General features: G+C 41.3%; 25 protein-coding genes. 14 read left to right on the forward strand and 11 right to left on the reverse strand.

What is annotated here, in order from left to right; translation table 11 throughout:
- The first annotated feature begins 52 nt into the window (after positions 1–52).
- Positions 53–487 (forward strand): hypothetical protein, encoded by a 435-nt coding sequence (locus NST09_RS03890; RefSeq protein ID WP_048002063.1) that lies wholly within the window; start codon positions 53–55, stop codon positions 485–487.
- Positions 488–701: 214 nt separating this feature from the next.
- On the opposite strand, the gene NST09_RS03895 is transcribed toward NST09_RS03890, so the two are convergent.
- Positions 702–4,982, reverse strand: a complete 4,281-nt coding sequence (locus NST09_RS03895) for a multifunctional 2',3'-cyclic-nucleotide 2'-phosphodiesterase/3'-nucleotidase/5'-nucleotidase (RefSeq protein WP_060832163.1) — start codon at positions 4,980–4,982, stop codon at positions 702–704.
- A 254-nt stretch (positions 4,983–5,236) separates the two neighbouring features.
- Between NST09_RS03895 and NST09_RS03900 the strand changes: the two genes are divergently transcribed.
- Positions 5,237–5,755 (forward strand): type 1 glutamine amidotransferase domain-containing protein, encoded by a 519-nt coding sequence (locus NST09_RS03900; protein ID WP_007496591.1) that lies wholly within the window; start codon positions 5,237–5,239, stop codon positions 5,753–5,755.
- A 107-nt stretch (positions 5,756–5,862) separates the two neighbouring features.
- On the opposite strand, the gene NST09_RS03905 is transcribed toward NST09_RS03900, so the two are convergent.
- Both NST09_RS03905 and NST09_RS03910 read right to left on the reverse strand, forming a co-directional pair.
- Positions 5,863–6,078 carry a DUF1128 domain-containing protein gene (locus tag NST09_RS03905; protein WP_008341757.1) on the reverse strand — a complete coding sequence of 72 codons (216 nt, stop codon included), beginning with the start codon at positions 6,076–6,078 and terminating at the stop codon, positions 5,863–5,865.
- Positions 6,079–6,153: 75 nt separating this feature from the next.
- Positions 6,154–7,509, reverse strand: coding sequence for a sodium:alanine symporter family protein (locus NST09_RS03910; protein ID WP_007496593.1), 1,356 nt, complete (start codon positions 7,507–7,509; stop codon positions 6,154–6,156).
- A 174-nt stretch (positions 7,510–7,683) separates the two neighbouring features.
- On the opposite strand from NST09_RS03910, the gene NST09_RS03915 reads away from it, so the two are divergent.
- From NST09_RS03915 to NST09_RS03925, 3 genes are read left to right on the forward strand one after another with little or no spacing between them, the layout of a single operon-like run.
- The gene (locus NST09_RS03915) at positions 7,684–8,154 is read left to right on the forward strand and encodes a low molecular weight protein-tyrosine-phosphatase (protein WP_060832165.1); all 471 of its coding nucleotides are present in this window, start codon (positions 7,684–7,686) and stop codon (positions 8,152–8,154) included.
- 20 nt (positions 8,155–8,174) lie between these two features.
- Positions 8,175–8,507 (forward strand): hypothetical protein, encoded by a 333-nt coding sequence (locus tag NST09_RS03920; RefSeq protein WP_060832166.1) that lies wholly within the window; start codon positions 8,175–8,177, stop codon positions 8,505–8,507.
- A gap of 18 nt (positions 8,508–8,525) precedes the next feature.
- Positions 8,526–9,344, forward strand: coding sequence for a YhjD/YihY/BrkB family envelope integrity protein (locus NST09_RS03925; protein WP_060832167.1), 819 nt, complete (start codon positions 8,526–8,528; stop codon positions 9,342–9,344).
- A gap of 207 nt (positions 9,345–9,551) precedes the next feature.
- Here the strand turns inward: NST09_RS03925 and NST09_RS03930 are convergent, their stop codons facing one another.
- On the reverse strand, positions 9,552–10,733 hold the full coding sequence (locus NST09_RS03930) for an MFS transporter (protein WP_342493368.1): 1,182 nt from the start codon (positions 10,731–10,733) through the stop codon (positions 9,552–9,554).
- 75 nt (positions 10,734–10,808) lie between these two features.
- On the opposite strand from NST09_RS03930, the gene NST09_RS03935 reads away from it, so the two are divergent.
- The 3 genes from NST09_RS03935 (at position 10,809) to NST09_RS03945 (ending at position 13,169) form a co-directional block, all read left to right on the forward strand.
- Positions 10,809–11,186 carry an OsmC family protein gene (locus NST09_RS03935; protein WP_342493369.1) on the forward strand — a complete coding sequence of 126 codons (378 nt, stop codon included), beginning with the start codon at positions 10,809–10,811 and terminating at the stop codon, positions 11,184–11,186.
- Positions 11,187–11,251: 65 nt separating this feature from the next.
- On the forward strand, positions 11,252–12,319 hold the full coding sequence (gene cax, locus NST09_RS03940) for a calcium/proton exchanger (RefSeq protein ID WP_268450664.1): 1,068 nt from the start codon (positions 11,252–11,254) through the stop codon (positions 12,317–12,319).
- 88 nt (positions 12,320–12,407) lie between these two features.
- On the forward strand, positions 12,408–13,169 hold the full coding sequence (locus NST09_RS03945; RefSeq protein ID WP_223255680.1) for a YfkD famly protein: 762 nt from the start codon (positions 12,408–12,410) through the stop codon (positions 13,167–13,169).
- Positions 13,170–13,543: 374 nt separating this feature from the next.
- On the opposite strand, the gene NST09_RS03950 is transcribed toward NST09_RS03945, so the two are convergent.
- From NST09_RS03950 to yfkAB, 3 genes are all read right to left on the reverse strand, one after another.
- Positions 13,544–14,263, reverse strand: a complete 720-nt coding sequence (locus NST09_RS03950) for a YebC/PmpR family DNA-binding transcriptional regulator (protein WP_007496614.1) — start codon at positions 14,261–14,263, stop codon at positions 13,544–13,546.
- A gap of 281 nt (positions 14,264–14,544) precedes the next feature.
- Entirely contained in the window at positions 14,545–15,381 is an 837-nt protein-coding gene (locus tag NST09_RS03955; protein ID WP_046527360.1) for a mechanosensitive ion channel domain-containing protein, read from the reverse strand.
- Positions 15,382–15,388: 7 nt separating this feature from the next.
- Positions 15,389–16,510 carry a radical SAM/CxCxxxxC motif protein YfkAB gene (gene yfkAB, locus NST09_RS03960; protein WP_017358799.1) on the reverse strand — a complete coding sequence of 374 codons (1,122 nt, stop codon included), beginning with the start codon at positions 16,508–16,510 and terminating at the stop codon, positions 15,389–15,391.
- Positions 16,511–16,657: 147 nt separating this feature from the next.
- Here yfkAB and NST09_RS03965 point away from each other — a divergent pair, with 147 nt between their 5' ends.
- Together NST09_RS03965 and pdaA are read left to right on the forward strand one after the other, a co-directional pair.
- Positions 16,658–16,849: an SE1561 family protein gene (locus NST09_RS03965; RefSeq protein ID WP_003218031.1), complete on the forward strand. Its 192-nt coding sequence runs from the start codon at positions 16,658–16,660 to the stop codon at positions 16,847–16,849.
- Positions 16,850–16,951: 102 nt separating this feature from the next.
- A complete protein-coding gene (gene pdaA, locus NST09_RS03970) occupies positions 16,952–17,743 on the forward strand; it encodes a delta-lactam-biosynthetic de-N-acetylase (protein ID WP_017366834.1) in 792 nt (263 codons plus the stop codon).
- 34 nt (positions 17,744–17,777) lie between these two features.
- On the opposite strand, the gene NST09_RS03975 is transcribed toward pdaA, so the two are convergent.
- From NST09_RS03975 to NST09_RS03985, 3 genes are all read right to left on the reverse strand, one after another.
- A complete protein-coding gene (locus NST09_RS03975; RefSeq protein ID WP_113747777.1) occupies positions 17,778–18,272 on the reverse strand; it encodes a DUF2716 domain-containing protein in 495 nt (164 codons plus the stop codon).
- Between the two features lie 33 nt (positions 18,273–18,305).
- The gene (gene corA, locus NST09_RS03980; protein ID WP_007496624.1) at positions 18,306–19,265 is read right to left on the reverse strand and encodes a magnesium/cobalt transporter CorA; all 960 of its coding nucleotides are present in this window, start codon (positions 19,263–19,265) and stop codon (positions 18,306–18,308) included.
- Between the two features lie 131 nt (positions 19,266–19,396).
- Complete coding sequence (locus tag NST09_RS03985; protein ID WP_017366836.1) at positions 19,397–19,909, reverse strand: hypothetical protein; 513 nt, start codon at positions 19,907–19,909, stop codon at positions 19,397–19,399.
- A 433-nt stretch (positions 19,910–20,342) separates the two neighbouring features.
- Here NST09_RS03985 and NST09_RS03990 point away from each other — a divergent pair, with 433 nt between their 5' ends.
- Together NST09_RS03990 and rlmD are read left to right on the forward strand one after the other, a co-directional pair.
- Positions 20,343–21,212, forward strand: a complete 870-nt coding sequence (locus NST09_RS03990; protein ID WP_212339225.1) for a DNA-3-methyladenine glycosylase — start codon at positions 20,343–20,345, stop codon at positions 21,210–21,212.
- A gap of 96 nt (positions 21,213–21,308) precedes the next feature.
- Positions 21,309–22,700: a 23S rRNA (uracil(1939)-C(5))-methyltransferase RlmD gene (gene rlmD / locus NST09_RS03995; RefSeq protein WP_342493546.1), complete on the forward strand. Its 1,392-nt coding sequence runs from the start codon at positions 21,309–21,311 to the stop codon at positions 22,698–22,700.
- Positions 22,701–22,975: 275 nt separating this feature from the next.
- Here the strand turns inward: rlmD and NST09_RS04000 are convergent, their stop codons facing one another.
- Positions 22,976–23,338: a DUF1433 domain-containing protein gene (locus tag NST09_RS04000; protein ID WP_007496632.1), complete on the reverse strand. Its 363-nt coding sequence runs from the start codon at positions 23,336–23,338 to the stop codon at positions 22,976–22,978.
- 50 nt (positions 23,339–23,388) lie between these two features.
- Between NST09_RS04000 and NST09_RS04005 the strand changes: the two genes are divergently transcribed.
- Positions 23,389–24,804, forward strand: coding sequence for a lipase (locus tag NST09_RS04005; RefSeq protein ID WP_342493370.1), 1,416 nt, complete (start codon positions 23,389–23,391; stop codon positions 24,802–24,804).
- Between the two features lie 12 nt (positions 24,805–24,816).
- The gene (locus NST09_RS04010) at positions 24,817–25,122 is read left to right on the forward strand and encodes a hypothetical protein (RefSeq protein ID WP_326849087.1); all 306 of its coding nucleotides are present in this window, start codon (positions 24,817–24,819) and stop codon (positions 25,120–25,122) included.
- The last annotated feature ends 138 nt before the right edge of the window (positions 25,123–25,260 follow it).

The raw sequence follows: 25,260 nt of genomic DNA on the forward strand, positions 1-25,260 counted from the left end.
CTCTGTCTATTTCAGGTTTTAGGGAAACAAGAGCAACATTCTAGGAGGACAAATGATCAGACTGAATAGACCATTAAAATTAAGAGATTTAGAAATTTTTAGCGTGATGAAAGATCACAGGATTTTATGTTATGTCATCATTGAAGACACGCGAAAACCGTTTACGGAAGAAGATAGAAAATTAGAGCCATTATGTGATATGGATGAAGAAGACATTCAAGCGATTTTGAATGTGTTTCATATTTCAATTATCAGTGATGAAACATTAAATGAAGAAGATTTAACCCTAGTGAAATCGTACTTTGCTGAATTTGTGAATAATACGAACTTAACGAATTTCATTACGAGAGAATATGTTCAAGAGGATTTATATGCCGTTGATGATGAAGATGATATCACGTTCTTTAATAGAATGCTGCGTCATATAGGGTCAGATGATGTGAAAAAATTTGATGACCGTCATTGGATGTATTTATCCCAAGATTGATAGTGAGATGGAAAAAGGACAGAGCCGAAGCTCTGTCCTCAGCGTGTAGACAAACCCTCGCATTTGTTGTCAAATCTGTGCTCCGGTGCTCGACTTTCCTAGACTGCAAAGGTTTTCTATCACGCTGAAAAGAAGACAAAGGGCTAAAATAAAGTCCATTTTAGCCCTTTGTCCTCAATCTGAAAGGACAGAGCCAATGCTCTGTCCTTTTCTATTAAGATGATACTTTGTTTCGTGTGCGCTTGCGCTGGTAGTAATAAAGGATACCGCCTGAGGCGAGCATGAGTAAGCCAATCAATACCGCTGTATACATCATCGTTGCAGTATTCGGCAGAGTGCCGCCTGGCATGCCGCTTCCATCTTGATTTGGATCCGATCCGCCTGGAGCAGAAGTTCCACCGTCTCCGCCATTTTGGTCTGGACTTGTTCCAGCAGCTTCACTTTGATTGAGTACGGTGTATTCACTAAAGTGCTCCGTTTTACCTGAGACAATCCCGTTTTCGAATGAACCGTTACTTGTTTTGGCATAGCGGTTTTTCTCACGATCGACATAATAGACACCTGGTTTTTTCGCTTTTTCAGGCGCATCTAATGTAAAGAACAGTGTGACGGGATCTTTAAAGGTAGACACATTTTTCTGATCTTGTTTGATTTGGAAATCGTAAGTGTCGGTTAATGCGTTTTTCACCTTATTTGTTTTTGCCATTGATATATCTGCTTGTTGCTCTGACAAATTGGAGAGCGGTAATGCTAGACCGACTTTGTCATGATAGATGGTGACGTTTGGATCTTGCTCTCGTTTCTTCAGTTCAGCTACTTGCCCTTTTGATAGAGACAATTGAACCTTTTTCGCTTCGGTTGCTTTGTCTAAATAAAGCAATGCTTTGTTCGTATGCTGCACATACGTTTGGAATTTCTCATCATCTTGAATGTCATAGGCGCCTTTTCCTTTCAAGCGAGGAAGGAATACTTCTTTCACTCGATGGTCAATGACTGGAGAAATATGACCGTCTGCCTGTTCAATTTGCTCTTTGAAAATTTCATAGTCAACATAGCCTAAGTCTTCACCATGAGACGCTTCTGTAAAGACGCTGTAGCCATCACCGCCTGTGCCGACAAATGCATTAGTCGCCACGCGGTATGTTTTCTGATCATCAATATCAGTCAGATTGCCCTTTTGATCTTTCAATTTGACATCAATCAGTCTGCTGCCAGCCGGTTTACTCAGTGTAAACGTATATTCAATACCGGCTACATGAGGGAATGCGCCTCCGCCTTCTTCAATGCCTGAAAGACCTTGTTCAAGCGCTTTTTTAATTTGACTGCCTTTTAAATCTGCGACATATAGTGTGTTTCCAAAAGGCATCACCGTTAAAATATCCCCTAATGTGATATCTCCTTTTTCAATGCTGCCTCGAATACCGCCACCGTTTGTAATGGCAAGGTCAGCCCCAGCAGATTCTTGTGCTTTCTTTAACATGCCATCTGCAATAAAGTTTCCAAGGTTCGTTTCCTTTGCACGGACGTGTTCACGCTGTCCATCTAAGAAGACATCTGACGTCCCGACTTTTTCGGTTTTTAAATCTTGGATATCTGCCTTGTACTGATCAAGAATCGCTTTTGCGTCCGCATCTTCTTTCACAGAGTCGTCGATCGTGATGAGGTCAAAAGTAGATTCTTTTGGCTGTACGACGCCTTTTTTGTCAAAGGCCACGTCTACTTTTCCTAAAAATTGTCCGTAGTCTTTTACTTGCGCAACAATCGTTGGTTCTTTTTTATTGATGACCTTTAATTTTTCAACAAGGGTGTGGGTGTGACCACCAATGATGAGATCAATGCCATCTACTTTTTGAGCCAGTTCTAGATCACGGTTATAGCCAATATGTGTAAGCGCAATAATTTTATTGATTTTTTCTTCAGTTTGAATGGTTTTGACTGTTTCTTTTGCTTTTTTGTATGCATCTTGAAATTGAATGTTTGGACCACTGCTGGATGTAATGGCTGTGTCTTCAGTGGTTAGACCGAATACAGCGACCTTTTCACCATTTACATCAAGCAGAATGTAAGGGTAAATGCCAGCTTCTTTTTTCTCACCAGCTTTAAATGTTGCTGGTTTTTTCACTAAGTCGCTTAACTGTTTTTCCTTAGAGACATTCACGTTTGATGACACGATTGGGAAGTTCGGTTTTTCAAACTGGTGACGGTTTTTAGCATCTACACTGGATGCGTCACCTGTCAGGAATTGACGTAGGACAGATGGACCTTTGTCAAATTCATGATTCCCAAACGTCATGGCATCGTATTTCATTAAGTTCATCAGTTTCAGATCGGCAAGTCCTTGCCATTTTGTGAAATAGAGATCACCAGAGAAGACATCTCCAGCGTCTAATAAAATATTGTTTTCGCTTTGGGCGCGAACTTCTTTGATCTTGGTTGCGCGTCTTGCTGCATCATCCAGATGGGCATGTGTATCGTTTGTATGCATCACCGTTAAATGCCAATTGTCTGTTGCAGGTGGTTCTGTTGTACCATCATCTTTAAACGCTAGCTTGTACACGCCAAGTCCGTCTGTGCTGGCATTCCGAATAAAGTCGACGCTGCTTGATTTCTCTGCGAACGGTTTGGCTAAAAGAGAAGATTCAAAAGTGACGGTTGCGCCTTTGATCGGTGCAATGGACCAGTTTTGATCTGCGCTTGGGTTAATGGTTTTTTGTTCAATAATATAATCCATCAGCACTTGGCGGTTCTCATCTGCTGAGGCGAGCACGACTTTATCTTGTGTGAGGTGCGGGAAGCCTCCGCCGCCAGATGCACGGTAATTGTTTGTCACGACTAAAAATTCTTGATTGTCAGAAACGGGTTTTCCGTTGTAAGACAAGTTTTTGATGCGGTTCGCACTAGCGTTAACAAGTGTGCCTGTTGTGCTGTATTTAGCAGGCTGTGTGACATCTACTTGGTACGTCACACCATCGATTACATCAAAATTATATGAGCGGTATTCTTCGTTTAAAATAGGCTGTTCATTTGAAGTATTTGGTTTGATTTGGTTAAACTGACCAGCAGACATTTCAAGCCAGTCTTTTACTTCACTGCCTTTTAGTTTTACAATCTGTACGGTGTTATCGTAAAGATAGAGATCGCCGATGTTTTTAATGGCTAAATCACCTTTTGCGATATTTGTATAATAGTTCACACCGTTGCGTCCCCCGGCTTTAAATGGCGCACCCGCAGAGAGAATCGGCAAGTTTTTGTACGAAGTATCTTTCATTTTTTCTTGTGCATACCATTTCTGGGCATCTGTCACGATTTGAATAGAAGGGTCATCCATCACTTGAGCGAAAAAGCTGTTAATGTCTGCTTCTGTTTTTCCAACTGGCTTTCTGACGTAATCTAGGGTGTTTTGGTGAGTTGTTTGAATGGCATTTTTCACTGTACTGTTTTGAGATGTCACCCCGGCAACGGATTCGATTTTGCCTGTTCCGTCTGTGACTTTCCAGTTGCTTCCGTCTGGTTCTAGCGTTAAATCAATGACCCCGAGGTAGCTTCCCCAGTTTTTTGACATGACGACAGGAATGCCATTAATGGTTCCCTTCGCGACATCAAATTTGTCTACGCCGCTATATTCAGCGCTAGGGAATGTGCCATGCTGGTGGCCAGACACAATCGCATCAATGCCTTTTGTTTTCGTGGCAAGGTCAAAGATCATATTTTCTGATCCTTTAGGTGAAGCTGTTTTTTCAATTCCTGTATGAGCAAGAGCGACGATGACATCTGCGCCTTTTGCTTTCATTTCTGGAATGGTTTCATTGGCAGACTCCACAATATCCTGCACTTGAACTTGTCCATCTAAATGCTTCTTATCCCACGTCATAATTTGTGGTGGTACGAATCCTATGTAACCGACTTTCACAGTTTGGGAGGCTCCGTTTGCATCTTTAAAGGTTTTATCCTGAATGACATAAGGAGTAAATCGGTGTTCTCCGTTTAACTTTTTGACGTTCGCATTGACAATCGGGAAGTTGGCGCCCGCAATGGTACCGTCAAGAAAAGATAAACCATAGTTAAATTCATGATTGCCGAGTGTACCTGCATCATATTTTAATTTGTTGAGTGTATGAATAATGGGGTGAACCTTTGTTTGATTGATGATGCTGTCTTTTTCATTTTTATAAACGTATTCTCCAAGAGGGGTTCCTTGAATCAGGTCTCCGTTATCAACAAGGAGTGTATTGGGATTTTGTGAACGGTGCTTGTCAATCAGCTCGGCTGTTTTTGCCAAACCGAATTCATTTGTTTCTTTGTCACTGTAGTAATCGTAATTCATCATGTTCGCATGAACATCCGTTGTGGCTAAGATACTGACCTTTACGGCGCTGCCGCTTTCTGTTTCTGCATGAGTAGGTACTGCTGGGAGAATGAGACTAATCAACATCATGGAAGTGAGCAGAATAGACAGGTTTTTCCTTCGTTTAGACCTATGTGCTTGCTTCTTCACCTGATCTCCGCCTTTCTAATTTTTTTGACCACAATACCTATTGTAGAAATGTTTCGTTAACTTTTGTAGTTATTTTTTGCAGATTATTGTAAAGATAACATAAATCATACGAATTACCTTGTTAAGGGAATGTGAATGAGTCTAAATGCTTATTTTTCTGAAAGGGTGTTTTCTCATAGGGATAGGATGTTTGATTTCAATTGGTGGGGGTATAGTGTGTAGTGTAAACGATAATTAAGCAGGAGGGTTTCTACATGGGTAAGAAAATTGCAGTTGTCTTAACAGATTACTTTGAGGATGTTGAATTCACCGAGCCTGCAAAAGCCTTTAAAGACGCAGGCCATGAGATCACAGTGATTGAAAACGAAAAAGGAAAAACAGTGAAAGGAAAGCAAGGAGAGGCAGAAGTAAGAGTCGATGCGTCTATCGATAACGTGAAACCAGAAGACTTCGATGCACTTCTGATTCCTGGCGGTTTCTCACCAGACATTCTGCGTGCGGATGATCGCTACGTGCAATTCACAAAAGCTTTTATGGACGAGAAAAAACCAGTATTTGCGATCTGTCATGGACCGCAATTGCTTATTACAGCGAAGACGTTGGAAGGAAGAGGCGCGACCGGCTATACATCCATTCAAGTAGATATGGAAAACGCAGGCGCCAAATTCAAAGATGAAGAAGTCGTTGTTTGTCAGGATCAGCTTGTCACAAGCCGTACACCTGATGACATTCCAGCATTTAACCGTGAATCATTAAAACTGCTTGCAAAATAAGTAGTTTTGACAGGATAAACAAAGCCAGCACCTTGCGAGGTGCTGGCTTTTTCTGTGCATGGATGTAAGAAAGCGGCGTAAACCGCAATTCAGTATCAGGTGCACGATTATTTTCTTAAGCTTTTCAGCTCGCTTGCAATGGCTTGCATTTCACTTGGGCTGAATGAAGATTTTTTCATCACCATTTGGTGAAGAAATTCAATATCTTCATACTTATCTGGACTGAAGTCTTCTGCTTTGATGACTCCAATATTCAGCATATTGAGCTTTTGCGAAATGTCTTCAATCAGCTGATTGACTTCAGCCGCTTTTTGCTGTGACAAGGGCGGCACGTCCTTTCCTGCATGTGTCGAATAATATGTCTATTTTAACAGAAAAGCAAAAGAATAAAAGGGCTATTATGACGACACTGAAATGTTTTTTTCCTTTTTCTCCTCTTTGATCTTATCAATGATTCGTTTGGATTCAAACACCACAACACCTGATAAACCGATGAGGCCAATTAAGTTTGGAATGGCCATCAGCCCATTGAGCATATCTGCTACGCCCCAAACGAAGTCATTCTTAAACACGGCACCGAAAAAGACAGCTATCACAAACACGATACGGTAATACATGACGTACGAATCCTTCGCCAAATATGTAAAGCATTTCTCTCCATAATAGGACCAGCCAATGATGGTTGAATAGGCAAACAGGAGCAGCCCGATTGCCACGATGGTTGAGCCAGCTGGACCGAGGAAGTGAGCAAAGGATAACGAAGTCAGCGCATCACTTTTTTCTGTTAAATACATATCTGCCATGACAATCGTAATGCCAGTGATAGAACAAACAATGATGGTGTCAATAAACACTTGCGTCATAGAGACGAGCGCTTGACGGGCAGGCATATCCGTTTTCGCAGCTGCAGCAGCAATTGGTGCTGATCCAAGACCAGCTTCATTGGAAAAGACGCCTCGCGCGACACCCCAACGAATAACGGTTCCAATCGCACCACCTGCCACGGCTTGACCTGTAAAGGCATCTGAGAAAATAAGACTGACTGCGCCAGGAACAAGATCAGCATTCATGACAAGAATGATGAGCCCACAAATGACGTAAAATAAAGCCATGACTGGTACAAAAATAGATGTCACTCGGCCGATACTTTTAATTCCGCCTAAAATCACGAGTGCCGTAAAGGCGGTAATGATGATACCTGTTACCCATGTTGGAATTTGAAAAGTAGAATTCATGACGCCTGAAATGGAATTAGACTGTACCAGGTTGCCGATCCCAAAGGCAGCACTGGCACCGAAAACAGCAAATAGCACCCCTAGCCATTTCTGTTTTAAGCCATGCTCTAAATAATACATAGGTCCGCCAGACATTTCGCCTTTTTCGTTTTTGACCCTGTATTTTACAGCAAGAACAGCTTCTGCAAACTTGGTGGCCATCCCGAAAAATGCAGCAAACCACATCCAAAATACTGCACCAGGACCACCTGCAATGACAGCTGAGGCAACACCGACGATATTCCCTGTACCGACAGTTGCAGCAAGAGCCGTCATTAATGCTTGGAAATGGGAGATATCTCCCTCTGAAGTTTTGTCTTGTTTTGAAAAAGCGAGCTTTAAAGAATAAGGAAGTAATCTAATTTGAATGAAGAGAACGCGAAAGGTGAGGTAGATTCCAGTACCAACAATTAAAATCAACAGGGGAGGCCCCCACAAAAAATTGTTCATCGTCGTGACAAATTGCTCAATGATTCCCATCTAATGTCCCCCTTTGTTTGTGTAATTCTCCTAAAGTTTCTCCTGTTTTTGTGTAATTTGTCAATGCCGATGGGAGTTTTTCTTGCAAAGTTTCCAAAAGAAAAAGGGCTTGATATGATAGAGAAAAGGTTTTCCAAAGGGACTCTTAGGGAAAAGATAGGAGGAGAATGAAGGATGATTCATGTATTATTTGTATGCCTCGGCAATATTTGCAGGTCACCGATGGCAGAGGCGATGTTTAGAAAACGAGTCGAAGACGAAGGGCTGAGTGAACACTTTGTGATTGATTCAGCAGGCATTGGTGGCTGGCATCAAGGCAGTCCTCCGCATGAAGGAACACGAAAGCTGCTTGATGAAAAGGGTATCAGCTATGAAGGAATGATGGCAAGACAAATCATGGATAAGGATATCACCACATACGACTATATCATTGCGATGGATGCTGAAAATGTTGGCGCCCTCCGCAGTTTAGCCGGCTATGGAAAACATCACTTTATTGGCCGTCTTCTTGACTTTGTAGAAGACGACGATCGAGACGATGTGCCAGATCCTTATTACACTGGGAACTTTGAGGAAGTACATGATTTAATTGAAACAGGAATTGATCGTTTTTTGACGTATGTAAAAAAAGAGAAACACCTTTAACGGAAAGGAGATCAGATGAGATGGAAGAGAACAAACAAATCGTGCTTCGGGGAGCTGTTATAGGCGCAGCCTGCGGCATATTGCTGACATTATTTCATCGCCCAACAAGGATTGCATTAAAAGAAAAATGGAATGACTGCCAGCAAAAGCTGGATGAATACCGCCTGGAGCCTGGCAAGATGTCTGCTTGCGTGAAGGAAAAAATGGAAGAAACGAAGCAATTGATGAGAACGGTCTCAGATGATTTGTCTTTTCTGAATGTACAGGTGAATCAGTTAAAGGAAACAACACCAAAGGTATTAGAGATTATTGAAGAAACAAAGGATCACTTTCAAAAGAAACAGAAAGATTGATCATTGGAGATGAGGCGTATGGGTTTTGTTAAAGCGTTAATAGGACGCTTTTTGCTGCATGAAGGACCGGCAAAATCAGCTGAGCTTGCGTATTTCTTTTTGCTTTCATTATTTCCGTTTCTCATCTTCGTGCTGACGCTTGTTGGTTATTTGCCGCTGACATCAAAGGATGTTCTAAGCGTCATTTCTGGTTATGCGCCAGAGGGAGCGCTATCAATGATTGAATCCATTGCCGAAGAGACGCTGAATAACCGTAACGGCGGATTGTTGTCATTCGGGATTATTGCCGCACTCTGGTCTGCATCCAACGGCATTAATGCGGTGGTCAGAGCATTTAACCACGCTTACGAAGTTGAGGAAAATCGTTCCTTCATTCTCGTACGTTTAACATCGATCATCTTAACCATTGCGATGGTGCTTACGATTATTTTTGCCTTGATGCTGCCTGTCTTTGGAAAAGAGCTTGGTTTATTCGTTGCCAAATTAGTAGGGCAGTCAGATGCGTTTCTCACCATTTGGACCGCCATGAGATGGATTATTAGTCCACTGATTTTACTGATTGTTTTTACATCCCTATATTATTTTGCCCCTAACATCAGGCTGAAATTGAAATTTGTGCTGCCAGGCGCCATATTTGCATCTGTTGGCTGGATTCTCGTCAGCATGCTGTTCTCATTTTATGTAGGCGAATTTGCCAACTATAGTGCGATGTACGGAAGCATTGGGGGAATCATAATATTAATGATCTGGTTTTATTTAACCGGCATTATGATCATCCTCGGCGGCGAGCTCAATGCGCTTTTACATAAGCGTAAAATCGTACCAGGCAAGCTCTAAAGAAAACCGGGCATCCTAAAGGAGAACGAACATGTTCAATCTTTACGGATGGGGGAATAACGAATGTCTAAACAATCGAAAAAAGGCGGAAGCAACACAAAACAAAACAAAGGCCATCAGCCAAAGCACAAAACAAGCGGAAGTGCGAATGGGCAAAATGGGTATCACTAGATGAAAAAACTCCTCTGCATAGGTGCAGGGGAGTTTTTAATGAGAAATGGATTCGTTTGGAGTGTCAACCACTGCCAGCGTCTTCCCAAATCGAACACAACAAAATACAAATAAAATCACAATGCTGACAAGGTAAAGTAAATTCATGCCCTCGAACGTCTGCACAAAGAATCCGCCAAGAACCGGCCCGAGAATACTTCCTGCACTAAACGCCATCCCGCACATCAAATTCCCAGCAGGCAGCAGATGCTTTGGCAATAAGTCCGTCATATAACTGATGCCAAGTGAGAAGGTCGAACCTACAGCCATACCTGCGATAAAGAAACAGATCGCAACAGCCAAAACGGACTGAATGAAAATCCCTGCTAAAAGGAAAAAGAATGAACCGACGAGTGTCACAACTAAAATCATGCGTCGTCTGCCGAAACGGTCACTCAGCATCCCGAGAGGAAGCTGAAAAACAATACTCCCAATCGCAAACGCAGGTAAAATAAACGCAACAGCATCTATCGTCACCCCGCTTCTCAGCGCATACACAGGGAAGTTACTATTGAGCGTTGTTTCTAAAAAGCCATAGCAAAACGGCATCATAAACGCTACCCAGCCAAATTGAAACGCCTTCTTGAAGCGCTTCAAACTATTTGTCTGCTCTGACGTCTGCATTTCACCTGTATCAGGATATGTATTTTTTAAAACAAACACAAGCAGCCAAATACACAAACTAACTGCACCAGACACAATAAACGGCAAGGATGGATTGATTTCAATGAGTGGTGTTAAAAAAGGGCCAGCGGCAAAACCGAGTCCAAAGGATAACCCATACAATGAAATATTTCGCCCGCGATTTCTAGATGATGAGGCATAGGTAACCCACGTCTGTGTGGAGAAATGAAGCATATGATCACCGATGCCAATCATCAGCCGCAAGAAGAACCAGACGACATAAGATTCAATAAAGACAAAGCTAAACAAACTTAAAAAGACAGCAGCGCCTCCAATGACGATCAATGGTTTAAATCCGAAGCGGCGCAGCGGCGCTTCCATAAAAGGAGACGCAAGCAGCACGCCGATATATAAACCGGTGGCATGCAGTCCGTTTAACGTCGGGGAAGTGCCGGCATGTTCGAAAATAATCGAAATAACTGGCAGTAACGCTCCCTGCGAAAAACCAGATACGGATACAAGTAAAATTAAAATCATAAAATGAATTCTCGCCATAAGAAGCTCCTTACAAGTTCATGCTTTCATCGTACAATGGAACCATAGGGGTTTCAATAGAAAGGTGGAAAAGGAATGAAGCTGATATATGAAAATGATCGGTGGATCGCAAATGCTGATCAAAGGCAGCTGTCTATTTCGGGAATTAAAGAAGCGGGATACAGGCCGTATCAATTGTTCACCTCGGCTATTGCGGGCTGTTTTGGAGAAATGGTCATTCATGTATGCCGAAAAAAACGAATATCCTATCAAGGGCTGACCATTACACCTGAAACGACAAGAGAAGGAACTGTAAACAAAATCACTCATATTCATTTACATATGATCTTTGAAAGCATCAGCACCTCTGATGAACAGCTGGAAAAAGTAATGAAACTTGCGCTGAAGCATTGCTCGATGGTGCAATCCGTGAAAGGAACGATTGATATCACCCTTTCACACGAACGAATCTAAATGTATATGATGCCGGCACTCACGAAAGAATAACAGTCAGATATGATGTAAAGGAGATTGGCTGTATGAATCGTTTGTTTCTTGTGATTGTCGCAATCGGTGTTCCATTATCTGTAATTGGTAGTTTTCTTCATTTTCCGCAGGCTGTCATGTTTGCCGTCTATTGTATCGCCATCATCGGTCTTGCAAGTTATATGGGAAGAGCGACAGAGAGTCTTGCCATTATAGCGGGACCAAGGATTGGTGGGTTATTAAACGCTACTTTTGGAAATGCAGTGGAATTAATCATTTCATTTTTTGCATTAAAACAAGGACTCACCGCCATTGTCCTTGCTTCACTCACTGGCTCAGTGATCGGCAATTTACTGCTCGTGGCTGGACTGTCTTTTTTCGTTGGCGGATTGAAATTTAAACGACAAGAGTTCAATGTCCACGATGCAAGGCATAACTCTGGGCTGCTTATGTTTGCGATTATTGTGGCATTTGTCATTCCAGAAGTCTTTTCCATAGGGATGGCAGAAGATCGTCAATTTGTTTTAAGTATCGGCATTAGCATTGTGATGATTTTGCTTTATGTCGCAGCACTCTATTTCAAACTGGTCAGCCACAGAGGTGTTTATGTTGCCAAGCAAGAAATTGCGGAAGGGGAAGCCGCGACGGAAGAAGAAATACCAGAATGGTCTGGGAAGTTTGCCACGGCGATTTTACTCCTTGCGACAATTGCTGTGGCTTATATTTCAGAGCGGCTCGTCCATACATTTGACACAGTCGGAGAACAGTTTGGCTGGAGTGAACTGTTTATCGGGGTCATCATTGTTGCGATTGTCGGTAATGCAGCAGAACACGCATCTGCCGTCATTATGGCGTATAAAAACAAAATGGATGTCGCGGTCGAAATTGCTTTCGGTTCCACGCTTCAAGTCGCCATGATGGTCGCACCGATCCTTGTGATCAGCTCTCTGTTTTTTGAAAAGCAAATGCCACTGATCTTCTCATTACCAGAGCTCATTGCCATGGCATCCTCTGTTTTACTGACGGTCATCCTTTCAAATGATGGGGATACGAACTGGTTTGAAGGTGCTACATTGCTCGCTGCCTATTTCATTATGGCGATTGGATTTTTCCTTTTATAATCTTTTGTGGATAAGGGACGTCTTTCGGGAAAATACTATGGAAAAATGAATGAGAAAGAGTGATGATATGAAAAAGATGCCCCGCATCATGTTTGTTGTTCTCTTATCCTTAAGTTTTCTATATAGTTTTCCAGCCGAGGCAGCAAAGCCGTTTAAGGTGCCATCGTCTGTCGCCAGTATCTCAAAGGAAAATACGTATCCAAATGCGTCACAGGATCAACCGCTGCTCCAGCCGAGCGAGCTGACGGCCGAATTATTTAAAACAACAAGTGTACCAATAGAAAATACACATTTAATTAAAATGCTGAATGAATCCAGTATCTCAGGTACACCGCTAGCAGTTGGCTACAGGGCAACGATTTTTCTTGGAAGATGGGCACTCAGCTATGATTCAAACGAAACCGTCGCCAATTGGGAATACAAAAAAGTGAACACGAATCACATTGATAATAGAGGCGGAAACAAAACAGCCATCGGCAAATATGTGCAAAAGCAACAAGTAAAAGTAAGTGGAGGGCTCACAGCAAAAGTACCAAACCCAGAAGATGTGAAAACATTGATGATGCAAAAAGCCATCCAAAAAACAAAACTTCCGCTCGCCTTCGACACAGTGATTGGTGCAGGAACAAAGCGAGATCAGTCCTACCACGTATCTCCGAAAAAAGCAGCATCCCTGCATGCATACGCTCCAGCCATTAACGAAAAAGGAAAGGTTACTTACGGAGAAGTGTATCTTGTGCTCAAGGGAAATAAACGCAAACTTGTCGTAAAAAATGTGACCTCACAAGGAATCGGCGCTTGGATTCCTGTTCAGGATCACCTGACGTTTGGGTTTCAAGGGATGAATTAAAAACAGTCATCTCCTCTTACCAAGGGGAGATGACTGTTTTTTGATTAAGATGTCCTATCTTTTTTCTTTTTCATTTCATGAATGTAAAAATCAAAGGCGTTATATAAAAACCATACAAAGAAAAGAAAGAGAAAGACTTTAGTGAATATCGTCAAATTGTTGAAAATTAAGCATAGGCCAATAAAAGGGAGGATCATAAAGCCATAATACGAAAACCACCATGTTTTAAAAATGAAACTCAGCTCCTTGGTTATTTGTGGAAACGACTCTTTCTTCATATTACATGGTCTTGAGTAGAACGTAAACCTTACCTAGACAATAAAAAAGCCAACGCGGAAGTTGAATGAATCCAACAACTACGATGGCTTAGCTGATTATTCTCCTAAATCCACATTATGATAAACTTGCTGCACGTCTTCAAGCTCTTCTAATACATCGATTAGTTTCTCGAATTGTGCTTTCGATTCATCATCTAATGTCACTTCGTTTTGAGGCAGCATTGTGATTTCAGCGACAGTAAATTCTTCTACGCCTGCCTGTTTGAACGCTTCTTGAACTTGATGGAATTGATCTGGTTCAGCGTAGACGATCACCGTATCATCTTCTTCCATAATGTCACGTACATCAATGTCTGCTTCCATTAAAAGTTCAAGCGTTTCTTCTTCACTTTTCCCCTCGACACCGATCACCGCTGTTTGGTCAAACATGTAAGCAACAGATCCACTGACGCCCATATTTCCGCCGTTTTTCCCAAATGCTGCACGAACATCAGACGCTGTGCGGTTGACGTTATTGGTCAGGGCATCAACGATCACCATAGATCCGTTTGGACCAAATCCTTCGTAACGCAGCTCATCGAAGTTCTCTTCTGCACCGCCTTTTGCTTTTTCAATCGCACGGTCCACAATGTGTTTTGGGACACTATATGTTTTTGCACGTTCTAGGACAAAGCGAAGTGCTTGGTTTGATTCTGGATTTGGCTCACCTTGCTTGGCAGCCACATAGATTTCACGCCCGAATTTTGCGTAAATACGACTTGTATTGGCATCCTTTGATGCTTTCTTTTCTTTAATGTTGTTCCATTTACGACCCATCTTATTCACTCTCTTTCAATTAGTAAATACACAGTATGAGGGTCCCCATGCTGCATGAAATCAATCTGCTTTCTATTATACATGAATCAGTCAAGAGGATAGAAGTAAGACGGCTGAAAAGAAAAGAATTCCTTAGCTGATATGTCCAAGTTGTTCAAGCGTCTTATTTTTCTCATGCGGTCTAGTCAGCTCATCACACCGAATGATCATGTGAACTACATGCATGATAATTAACTAATTAACAAAAAGTGATCAAAAAAATAACCCCATCACAAATGAGGTTATTTTGTAGGCTGTGGATAGACGAGATCCTCAAGCAATTTCACATCATGCTGATGAAGTTGTGTGATCATTTCTTTTCGCACAGCGAGGGCGGCTTCAAAGTATTTTTCATCCTCGACCATTCCTTTTACGGTGATCTCAATCCCGCGATTCAATTTATTGAGCCCCATAATGCCATGAACCTGAAAAGGTTCAATGGCGTTTTGGAATTCATCTTTTTTCAGTAAATCATGATGCATTTGATTTAAGTGATCACATGCTGTTTCTAGCGCCTTGAAAGCAATGTCAGGATTTTGGTTTGCGCTGATCAAGACTGACTCTGTGATACGCATGTAGTGCATATTGTAGTTTTGGATTTGACGAATGTCTCCGTTTGAAATGGTTAACAGCTTGCCGCTCCATTCTCTAATTTGCAGAGACCGGAGACCAATTTCTTCAATGGTTCCGTTAAAAAGATTATTGACCGTCACATAGTCACCTTTATGAATTTGCCTTTCATAAATGAGGAAGATGCCAGCTAAAATATCACGAATCAAGGTCTGAGCGCCAAAACCAATGACAATTCCAGCAACACCAGCCCCCGCAAGGATTTTCCCAAAGTCATGAAAAAATAGAGAAATCACATATAAGACAAAACATATGGAAGCTGTATACTTTGAAACCGATTTGACCAAGCTCTCAATCGTTTTTTTCTTTTTATCTTCAATGAATTCAGTTCGTTTAAAGAAAATCTGAAGCGCTTTGTTGATCATAAAGACGGCAAGCCAAAGAATGAGTCCAACAAGGAGAATTTCAATGTATTTGTTCTTGACCACTGTCAGAAATGTTTCGTCCATCTATCGGTTACCCCCTGGCTGTACGAGAAGTAAAATCAACATCTTGATAATAACTGTTTTTCACAAGAACATTTGGACCAAGGCATTGCACACTTGGGCAATGACAATTCAGTTCTTTTGCCAATTTTGTGTTCATCCAGCGTGTATAAGCTGATTGCAACGTATCGGTTTCAATATTTCCTAATGGCGGTGTATCGCCAAAGTCTGTCACAATAATATTCCCATCAAAAATATTCACATTCAACCGTGAACGGCCATCAGGGTCATTTCGTACTGTCACATTTTTCGCTTGACGCAATCGAGTCAAGAGGCGCTGGTCTTCTTCATCTGTGCTGCATGAATAAAATGGCAATGTGCCAAACAGCATCCATGTGTTCTCATCACGAACATCGAGCAACTGATGAATCGCATCCCGCATTTGTGGAAGCGACAATGATTCAAGGGCGCTCGCAAAATCACTTGGATACATCGGATGAACTTCGTGGCGCTGGCATTTCATCTCGTCCACGATTTGACGATGAATGTGTTCAATATAAGGAAGCGTACGCTTATTCAGCATCGTTTCAGCAGATACGGTTACACCCGCTTTCACAAGGGCCTGACTATTCTCAATCATGCGGTTAAACAATTTCTCACGCTGCTCAAAGGTTGGCTTTCGGTCCATCATTGCAAAACCAACCGTAGCAAACTCTTCGACCGTCCCCCAGTTATGTGAAATGTGTAGGACATCCAAGTATGGAATAATCTCTTCATATCGAGCCAAATCAAGTGTTAAATTCGAATTAATTTGGGTACGGACGCCGCGTTCATGGGCATACTTTAATAAAGGAACGACATATTCCCGTACAGATTTCAGAGACAGCATCGGCTCTCCGCCTGTGATGCTAAGGGAACGCAAGAGCGGTACTTCATCTAAACGGCGAAGCAGTAAATCGAGTGGCAGTGCATTCGGATCTTTTGGCTGCAAAGTATAGCCAACCGCACAGTGCTCACATCTCATGTTACACAACGTCGTTGTCGTCAATTCAATATTTGTCAGCTTCATTTCTCCGTAATCCTGCACATCGAGATAGGCTTCCCAAGGGTCGAATGCAGGTGTAATCGGACGAAGTGCTGTTTTTTGGTTCATGGTATCTATCTCCTTTTCATTCGGGCAAACATAGACCCGCCAACAGTTAATTTTAAGCCCCATCACCGTTATACGCAAGAGGGGACACAATTGATTTACAAAGGAAAAAAAGATAAGCTATAAACAAATGCTAAAGGGAGTGTATCTATGGGCAAGGCAGCAGACAGCAAAGAGCAGCAGGTTGATTATTTAAAGAACCGATTAGATATGTTTATGAATGTGATTGATTCATTAGATCCTGAATCCACAGACGTTGAGGATATAGACAGACTCATCCAGATGATTGACGACCTAGAAGCGAAATATGAACGATTTAAAACCGATTGGAAGGAAGAATAGCTCGCGCTGATGCGGGCTTTTTTCTTTAAATTGGCAGGTCAAAAAGTGTATGAGTACCCGGTATATTCTGCACAATAGAAGAAAAACCGGGAAGTGACTTAAATGAAAAAATGCATACTGATCTGTCTATGTGCGCTTTTTGTATCGATGCCTTTTTCAAACTTAGAAGCCGTGTCTAATCAGCCGATTCATTGGGGATTTGCTAAAAGCAAAGAGCACAAGCCAGCAGATGCCGGCAAGGAACTGACGACCCTCTTAAAGAAATATGATGCTTTCTATTTAGGAAATACGAAAAAGAAAGAGATTTATTTTACTTTCGACAATGGCTATGAAAATGGGTACACACCCAAAATCTTGGACGTGCTGAAAAAGCATCAAGTACCCGGCACCTTTTTTGTGACTGGGCACTTCGTAAAGGACCAGCCCAAGCTCGTCAAACGTATGGCAGAGGAAGGTCATATTATTGGCAACCATTCCTATCACCATCCAGATTTAACAACAAAGAGCACGAAAGAAATCAAAGAAGAGCTAGATCATGTCAATGAAGCGGTATACAAAATCACAGGAAAACAAGATAACCTCTACCTTCGTCCACCGCGCGGGGTGTTCAGTGAAAGGGTACTAAAGGAAACGAAACAGCTTGGCTACCAAACCGTTTTCTGGTCAGTAGCGTTTGTAGATTGGCACATCCACCATCAAAAAGGAAAACAGTATGCGTACAATCAAATGATGAAACAGGCGCATCCAGGTGCCATTTACTTACTTCATACCGTCTCAAGGGACAATGCCGAGGCACTTGATGATGCCATCACTGCTTTAAAAAAACAAGGATATACCTTTAAAAGCTTAGACGATCTCATGCTTGAAAAAGTATGGCATCTCCCTCAGCTATAGAAAAAAGCTTGCAGACATCTGCAAGCTTTTTGACTTATCCTTCTCTTATTTTACGCTGGAACAAAAGGGGACGATGACGAGTAAAGGAGTCAATCAAGCCCTCACCGAAAATCGTGATGCTTTGCTCCCAAGGATGTCCTAGTAAACCCCAGGTCATCTCTTTTGATAAAAAGAAATAGTAATCCCCATTTGGGAGCACAGGAACTCTCCATTCTCCAAATTCATCTTTTTCAAATGAGCCATATGGTGTGATCCAATAGCATTCGTGCTGCCAATCAAGTACCAGCATATATTCGCCGGTTCCGGTGATATTCTCCTGAAAAGACAGCAGTGCCTTCTTTTCAAGGTCTTCATCCGCACTTAGGAGAGAAGGGTCCTCGAAATAAGCAGAGATATCATATGTGATGTAAGGAGATGGTGCTTGAAAACCGGGAAAGCGAGAAATGCTTGGGTTAAATTTAAACTTTTGATCAAATGTTTTCCATGCGTACTTTAGTTCTTTGTCTGACAGTGGAATCCAGTTTTCCATAGTATCTCCCTTTCAAGCACTTCTCTCAAAAAACTATTTGAAAATCCTAAACCATCCTTTATGTTTAAACCACAAAAGCATCCCTGAGACAAGCAAACCCATGAAAATCAGTACGCCAAAATAGCCATATTTCCAGTGTAATTCAGGCATGTTATCAAAGTTCATCCCATACACCCCAACAATAAAGGTCAGTGGAATAAAAATCGTCGAGACAATGGTCAGTGTCATCATGATGGCATTCATTCGGTTGGAATTTAGTGTTTGATAGCTGTCTCGTAAATCGGCTGTCATATCACGATTTGACTCAACGATCTCTGTTAGTTTCAATAGATGATCATAAATATCATTAAAATATGCTTGCCGGTTTGCATCGCTTTTCATCATATTCGTGTTCACAATTCGATATAAGAGGTCCCTCATCGGGATAATGGTTCTGCGCAGTTTGAGCAAATCGGATCGAATACCGAATACTTCGTTCATTAATGTACCATACGTTTTATGCCCTTCTTCATCCTCGATTTCATTGAGCCTGTCCTCAATTTGATAAATAATAGGAAAATAATCATCGACGAGCTGGTCAATCAGCATATAAGCCATATGCTCTGGACCGCTCTCTCGTGCTTTATCAGACCCTTTGAGCTTTCGAATGACGCGATCAATGTAGGGCGCTTCCTTCAAATGAAAAGTAACGATATAGTTTTCTCCAACAAACAGGTCGACTTCTTCAGATCGAAGTGTTTTTTGATTGAGGGCATGAAGGACGAAAAATAAATACCCTTCATAAAAATCAAGCTTTGGCCGCTGTAAATAATGGAAGCAATCTTCAATCGCAAGCGGATGGAACTGAAAAAATTCCTTTAACAGTGCTGCTTCCTTTTCCGTTGGCGCATAAAAATCAATCCAATACCAGGCAATATCGGGGCTTGAAAGCTGCTGCAATGTTGCATGTTCAATCAAGTCGCCGTTTTTTGTCACTGCAAGTTTTTTCAGCATGTGCACCCCTCCAGACTTGCATTATATCATGAAGCAGCAGCGGTGAACTTATACGTTTTCACCATAAAAAAGCCGATCTCAGCGATGAGATCGGTCCAATGTGCGTGTATGATTGATGGATAAAGCGAGAATTAAGGACGATGGAACGTAACGAATTTATTTTGACGGTCAAACCAGCCTCTAAATGCCCAGTTATCCCAGCCGCCATCGCCGTTGTTTTTAAATGTACCGCTCTCAAAAACCCAAATACCGTAAACAACATTACCAAGGTTAGCAGTAGCGAAAGTTTTCACGCCATTAAAGCGGTCTTCATAGTTTTGGCTTAGGTTAAAGACCATGACGTTATATCTGCCGCCAGCAGCATAGAATGTGCTTTCCATTACACCTTTAACGAATCCAGAACGGTTGGCATTTGCATTTACTGCGTTAATGATTGCATTGGCAATTCCAAGGACATCGAAATTGACGTTAACATTAGGACTAGCTGTCGTTCCAGCTTTACCTTCAGCAGCTTTGTTTAAAACAGTTTGCTGTAGTGTAGTAGAGACGGGTGCTGATGATGTTTTTTCAGCAGCGTCAGCGAATACTGGTAGTGTCGAAGAAACAGCAGTGGCAAGGGCAACAGAAAGAATTGTTTTTTTCATTGGTCGGATCTCCTTTGTTTTTAAATTTTGGGTCTTCTTTTAGTAAAACGTGAAACTAGGTAAAGCCGGTTATCAATGAGGTAAATATGTTCCTGCAAGATGAAACAAATGATTGCCTAATCCGCTAATTCCTTTGTTCACCTCCTTGATATGTCATAATTATACAAATATTTTTGAGATAGAAGATATCACCCATAGGTTCTATTTCTAATTTAAGGAAAAAGCTCCTAAAATGTTGAAGATTGCTGTCGAATTTTAGCTGAATTCGACTAAAAATTTTCATCTATCCAAAAGGAGAATGACCATAAATAAGGAAGATATAACTGATAAATTCTTGTACTCTTTATATTTAAAAGTATTCAATATAGAGAATCATTCATGCAAAGTGAAACAATCACATCTGCGTGTGTTGGCAGAAAGGATGAGGAAAAACATGTGGGAAAAACACCTATTGGTTGAACCGCCCTATCACTTCGATCAAGTGCTGAGACGTTTGTCGAGCGATCCATTAAAGGCGGTCGATCTGGATAAAAGAGAAATCAAAGTACCGATGAGGCTAAATCATAAACCGTACGTTGCAGTCGTTCAAGCGACAGGAACAAAAGAAGCACCTTCGTTCCGGGTACAGGCAAACGGGCCGGAGGAAGCCATCCTTTCTGAGGTGAAGCGAATATTTGGCATGGAGCATCAGTTACATGCCGTGCATGACCATTTTGCTCAAACAAATCTTGCGCCCATTTTTGAACGTCATATCGGAACGCCGCTTATGCTGGATTTCCATCTATATCATTGCTTGATGAAATGCATCATTCATCAGCAGCTCAATCTTGCATTTGCTTATGAGCTGACGAAACGGTTTGTTCATACGTATGGTGAGCAAATCGACGGCGTTTGGTTTGACCCTTTACCGGAAACCATTGCATCACTTGAAACCGATGATTTGAGAAAACTGCAATTCAGTCAGCGAAAAGCGGAATATGTCATTGATGTCTCAAAGCGAATAGTGAGCGGCTCTCTGAATTTAGAAGAATTACACGACTTAACGGATATTGAAATTGAAGAACGTCTGCTTCCGATTAGAGGGATTGGACCTTGGACGGTGCAAAATGTCCTCATGAATGGGCTCGGAAGACCAAATCTATTTCCAACGGCAGATATTGGGATTCAAAATGCGATCAAACGTCACTTTGACCTGCCAGTAAAGCCAACAAAAGAAGAGATGGCAGTTTTAAGCAAGGAGTGGGCACCGTATTTAAGCTACGCTTCTCTTTATTTATGGAGAAGTATAGAGACAGATAAATAATTGAAAGGCATTTTCGCTCTTCGTCCAAGTCGTGATATACTATTCAGATGGAATAAAATGAGGACAACCGATAAAGGTTTAAATAGAACGGAGAGAATAAACGTGAAAGAAAAACAGCAAGGAGCCCTTCTGCAAAAGGGGCAGCAGTTCCCGCTTACCATTAAACGCCTTGGCATTAATGGGGAAGGGGTCGGTTATTTTAAAAAGCAAGTGGTCTTTGTCCCAGGTGCACTTCCAGGTGAGGAAGTAGTAGTTGAAGCAACGAATGTTCAAGCGAAATATGCAGAAGGTACGGTGAGGAAAGTTCGAAAGCGCTCAGAACATCGAGTGAAACCGCCGTGCCCAGTATACGAAGAGTGCGGAGGCTGTCAGCTTCAGCATTTGGCATACGAGCAGCAATTAAAGGAAAAACGCGATATTGTCATTCAATCAATGGAGCGTCATACAAAGCTGTCGGTTGAAAAGATCGACATTAGACCAACAATCGGTATGGAAGATCCATGGCACTACCGGAATAAAAGTCAGTTCCAAGTCGGAAGATCACATAGCGGCGACATCATCGCAGGGCTTTATGGGCTGAATTCCCATAAACTTGTCCCGATCAAGGAATGTATCGTCCAGCATCCGAAAACGAATAAAACAACAGGCGTCGTCCGCAAAATTTTAGAGAAATTCGGCGTATCTGTCTACAACGAGCGGACAAGAAAAGGCGACGTGCGCTCGATTGTTGTGCGTGTCGGCTTTGAAACAGGTGAAGTCCAAGTCGTCCTTGTCACATCAAAACCTGAGTTTCCAAAGAAAAAAGAAATCGCCGAAGCCATTCAAAAACGTCTGCCAGAAGTGACGTCTATTATGCACAATATCAATGGCGAAAAAACGTCAGTCATCTTTGGGCATAAAACATCGCTCCTAGCTGGCAACATGGTCATCCAAGAATTTTTAGGAGACGTCTCATTTGAATTGAGTGCACGGGCTTTCTTCCAATTGAATCCGAAGCAGACATTAAAGCTTTACGACGAAGCGAAAAAAGCGGCCAAACTGACTGGCAAAGAAAAGGTAGTCGATGCGTATTGTGGCGTTGGAACCATTGGAATGTGGCTCTCAGATGGAGCAAAAGAAGTAAGAGGTATGGATGTCATCAAAGAATCAATTGATGACGCGAAGAAAAATGCCAAAAAACACGGCATGAAAAACGCAACTTATGTGACAGGCACAGCCGAACACTGGCTGCCAAAATGGGTCAAAGAAGGCTTCCGTCCCGATGTTATCGTCGTCGACCCGCCAAGAACAGGCTGCGAACGCACTTTCCTAGACACCGTCAAACAAGTCAAACCAAAACGCTTTGTCTACGTCTCTTGCAACCCATCTACACTAGCAAAAGACCTCGAATACATGTCAAAAGACTATAAGATCGAATACATGCAGCCAGTGGATATGTTTCCGCATACGGCGCATGTGGAGACCGTGGTGTCTTTAGTCCTTAAATAATAGTGGGCAAAGAACCGCAAAAGGCCATTATGATCATTTAACCTTCTAATATGATGTAATCACCAAATTTTTTTCTGTTAAGTGAGCTTAAATATCATCAGTCATGTTTTATCAATGGAAGTTTTATATGAATATATGCATGGTCTTATCGCAGATGGTATCTATGGTCCAAAACCAAAGAAAAAGGCGCAGCTCGAAGCCTTCTTGAAGTAAACAAATAGTCCCCTTGAAATTCCAAGGGGACGTTTTTGTTTATTCGATGATTTATCCTCTTTTTAATACTCGCATACTTTATCTTCGCACTCGGGTTTTTCTTTAGCATCTACAGTGAAAGATATGACTTCGTCATTGCCTTTATCATAGATTCCCCATATTTCTTTTTTCTTATTTTCATTGAGATAACCATTAATTTCAATACCGCCCATTGGGTTTATCTCATAATCATCAGTATAATCAATTCGTTTAATATCATTATAGTTTGTTTTAATAAAGTCAGTCATTCTTTTCTTAGCCAAGGAATACAATTCTTCTTTTTTAGCTTCTTGGGCAGCTGTTTTTTTGTCGTGTTGTTCCTTCATAAATATCCCTCCAAGTGTTATAATAACCAAAGTCACAAGGATAATTATGTATTTTTTCATAAAACCATCCTTTCTATCTTAGATTTTACATGAGAGAAGGGGCATTGTACATGAATACAAAGACGGACATACCTAATTTAACAGATAAAGATTATTTTTCTCTGAGCCAAAATACATATAGTGAAAAGAAAATGAGAAAAGCCTATGAGAATAAGACACCACTTGTAAATGATTCAAAAAAAGCTTTTTATGTAGACAAAATCAAAAAAGACCCAGACACAGGCCTAGATGTTTACGTATTTGTCCAAGCCAAGAAAAAAGAAGGTAAATGGGTTAAACCAAAAGAACCTGAGAATGTTGTCGTAGGTTTTCAAGGAACAAATCAAGAACAAATCAAAGCTGACGTGATAAGTGCAGATGGCGGCAACGTGGTAATGGGTCAAGACCCGAAAAAGAAAGTCAAATACATCATGAAAAAAGAGGCACCTGAAAACTCTAAAGCGATTACCAAGTATAACGGTAGTATGGAACAAGCCATGTTGTTGAAAAGTGGAGATTACAAAATTGTCACTAAGACATCTCAATTTGATCAAGGTGATAAGCTCGTCGCCAATGAAGTGAAAAAGTATGCTGGCACTAATACAGTGATTTCAACAACGGGTCACTCACTTGGAGGGGCAGATGCGGAATACGCTGGTGTAAACAATCATGTTTACAGTGTAGCCTTTAACAACCCTTCCATTGTTAAGCTGCATGATGAGGAAACACAGAAGAAAATCAGAAACGGCAAATTTGATTTATATCATAAAGCCATCATTAATCCCGATGATATGGTGGGGGCAGGTTGGTTGTTAGAATATGATAGGCACAACGGAACGACAATTTATACGAAAAATCCTAGTCAATCACGAAGAGAGCGTATAGATCGGTTTGTGTCACCGCTTGGTGTTCCTGGGGTTTTAGGAAATTTGATTACTTCCTTCTATGGCCAAGCATTCGCAAAAGATCCGGATACTCATAGTTTAAATGAGTCGAACTTTACTTTTGATAAGAATGGTCATATCAAAAGTGTTGATGGAAGCAAAGGTGTTTATAACCAGAATATCGAATCATTTTCATCTTATTCAGGTATGAATGGACAAACCATCAAAGTGGATGCCAAATATGCAAAAGAATTAGCTCATCGATTACAGGCAGCTATCGAAGACTTAAAAACAAAAAAGCAAGCAATTGAACAATTCCCTCATGATCACAGCAAAATGGTGTATGACGTGAAATCTATTTGCGGAAAAAGGTTAGGAGAATTCAAGGATTTAGATCCAAGTGACGTTGAAAAAGCTATATTGTTTTACGCCCCTTTTGTGAAAGATGGAGCAGCATTTTATGACTCAGAAGAACAGTATCAAACTGAGGCTTCTCTACATTATTTGATTAGAGATTTAGAGGATATTAGTGAGTTTATTGTGAAAATGGCGGAGGGTTTAAAAGATAAGGATAAAGAATTAGCAAGATGGTTACGGTTGTAAGGGGGATTTCAATTGCCATATGGAGTTAATATGGATGCAGATGAGTTTTACAGACGATTACAACAGAATGAGGAATTAAAAAAAATTGTAGGTTCAAGTTTAAAAACGCATTGTCAGAACCTAAAAGAAGATACAAAAAACGCATCAGATTTTTCTTCAGCACAACAGGTTGTAGCTGAAGTGTATGTTGCTTTACTCTCTTCATTTGAAGGAAAAGCTAAGGATGCATTGGTACAAAGGCTCAATGAAAATGCGACGATGCTGACAAATGCAACAGAGAACAGAAGTGCCTTTCTAAGAAGTATAAAGACAAAATAGTGAACATAACCTCTTCGCAACGATGTGACAGAGGTGTTTTTTTTATTTGAGAATCGTCTTATAAATTCCTTGACGCTTTATTCACAGCTGGTATCAGATTATTATTTAATATGACACATAAACGTTGACGAGCAAGAT

Source organism: Bacillus sp. FSL W7-1346 (assembly GCF_038593335.1).
Lineage (GTDB): Bacteria > Bacillota > Bacilli > Bacillales > Bacillaceae > Bacillus > Bacillus altitudinis.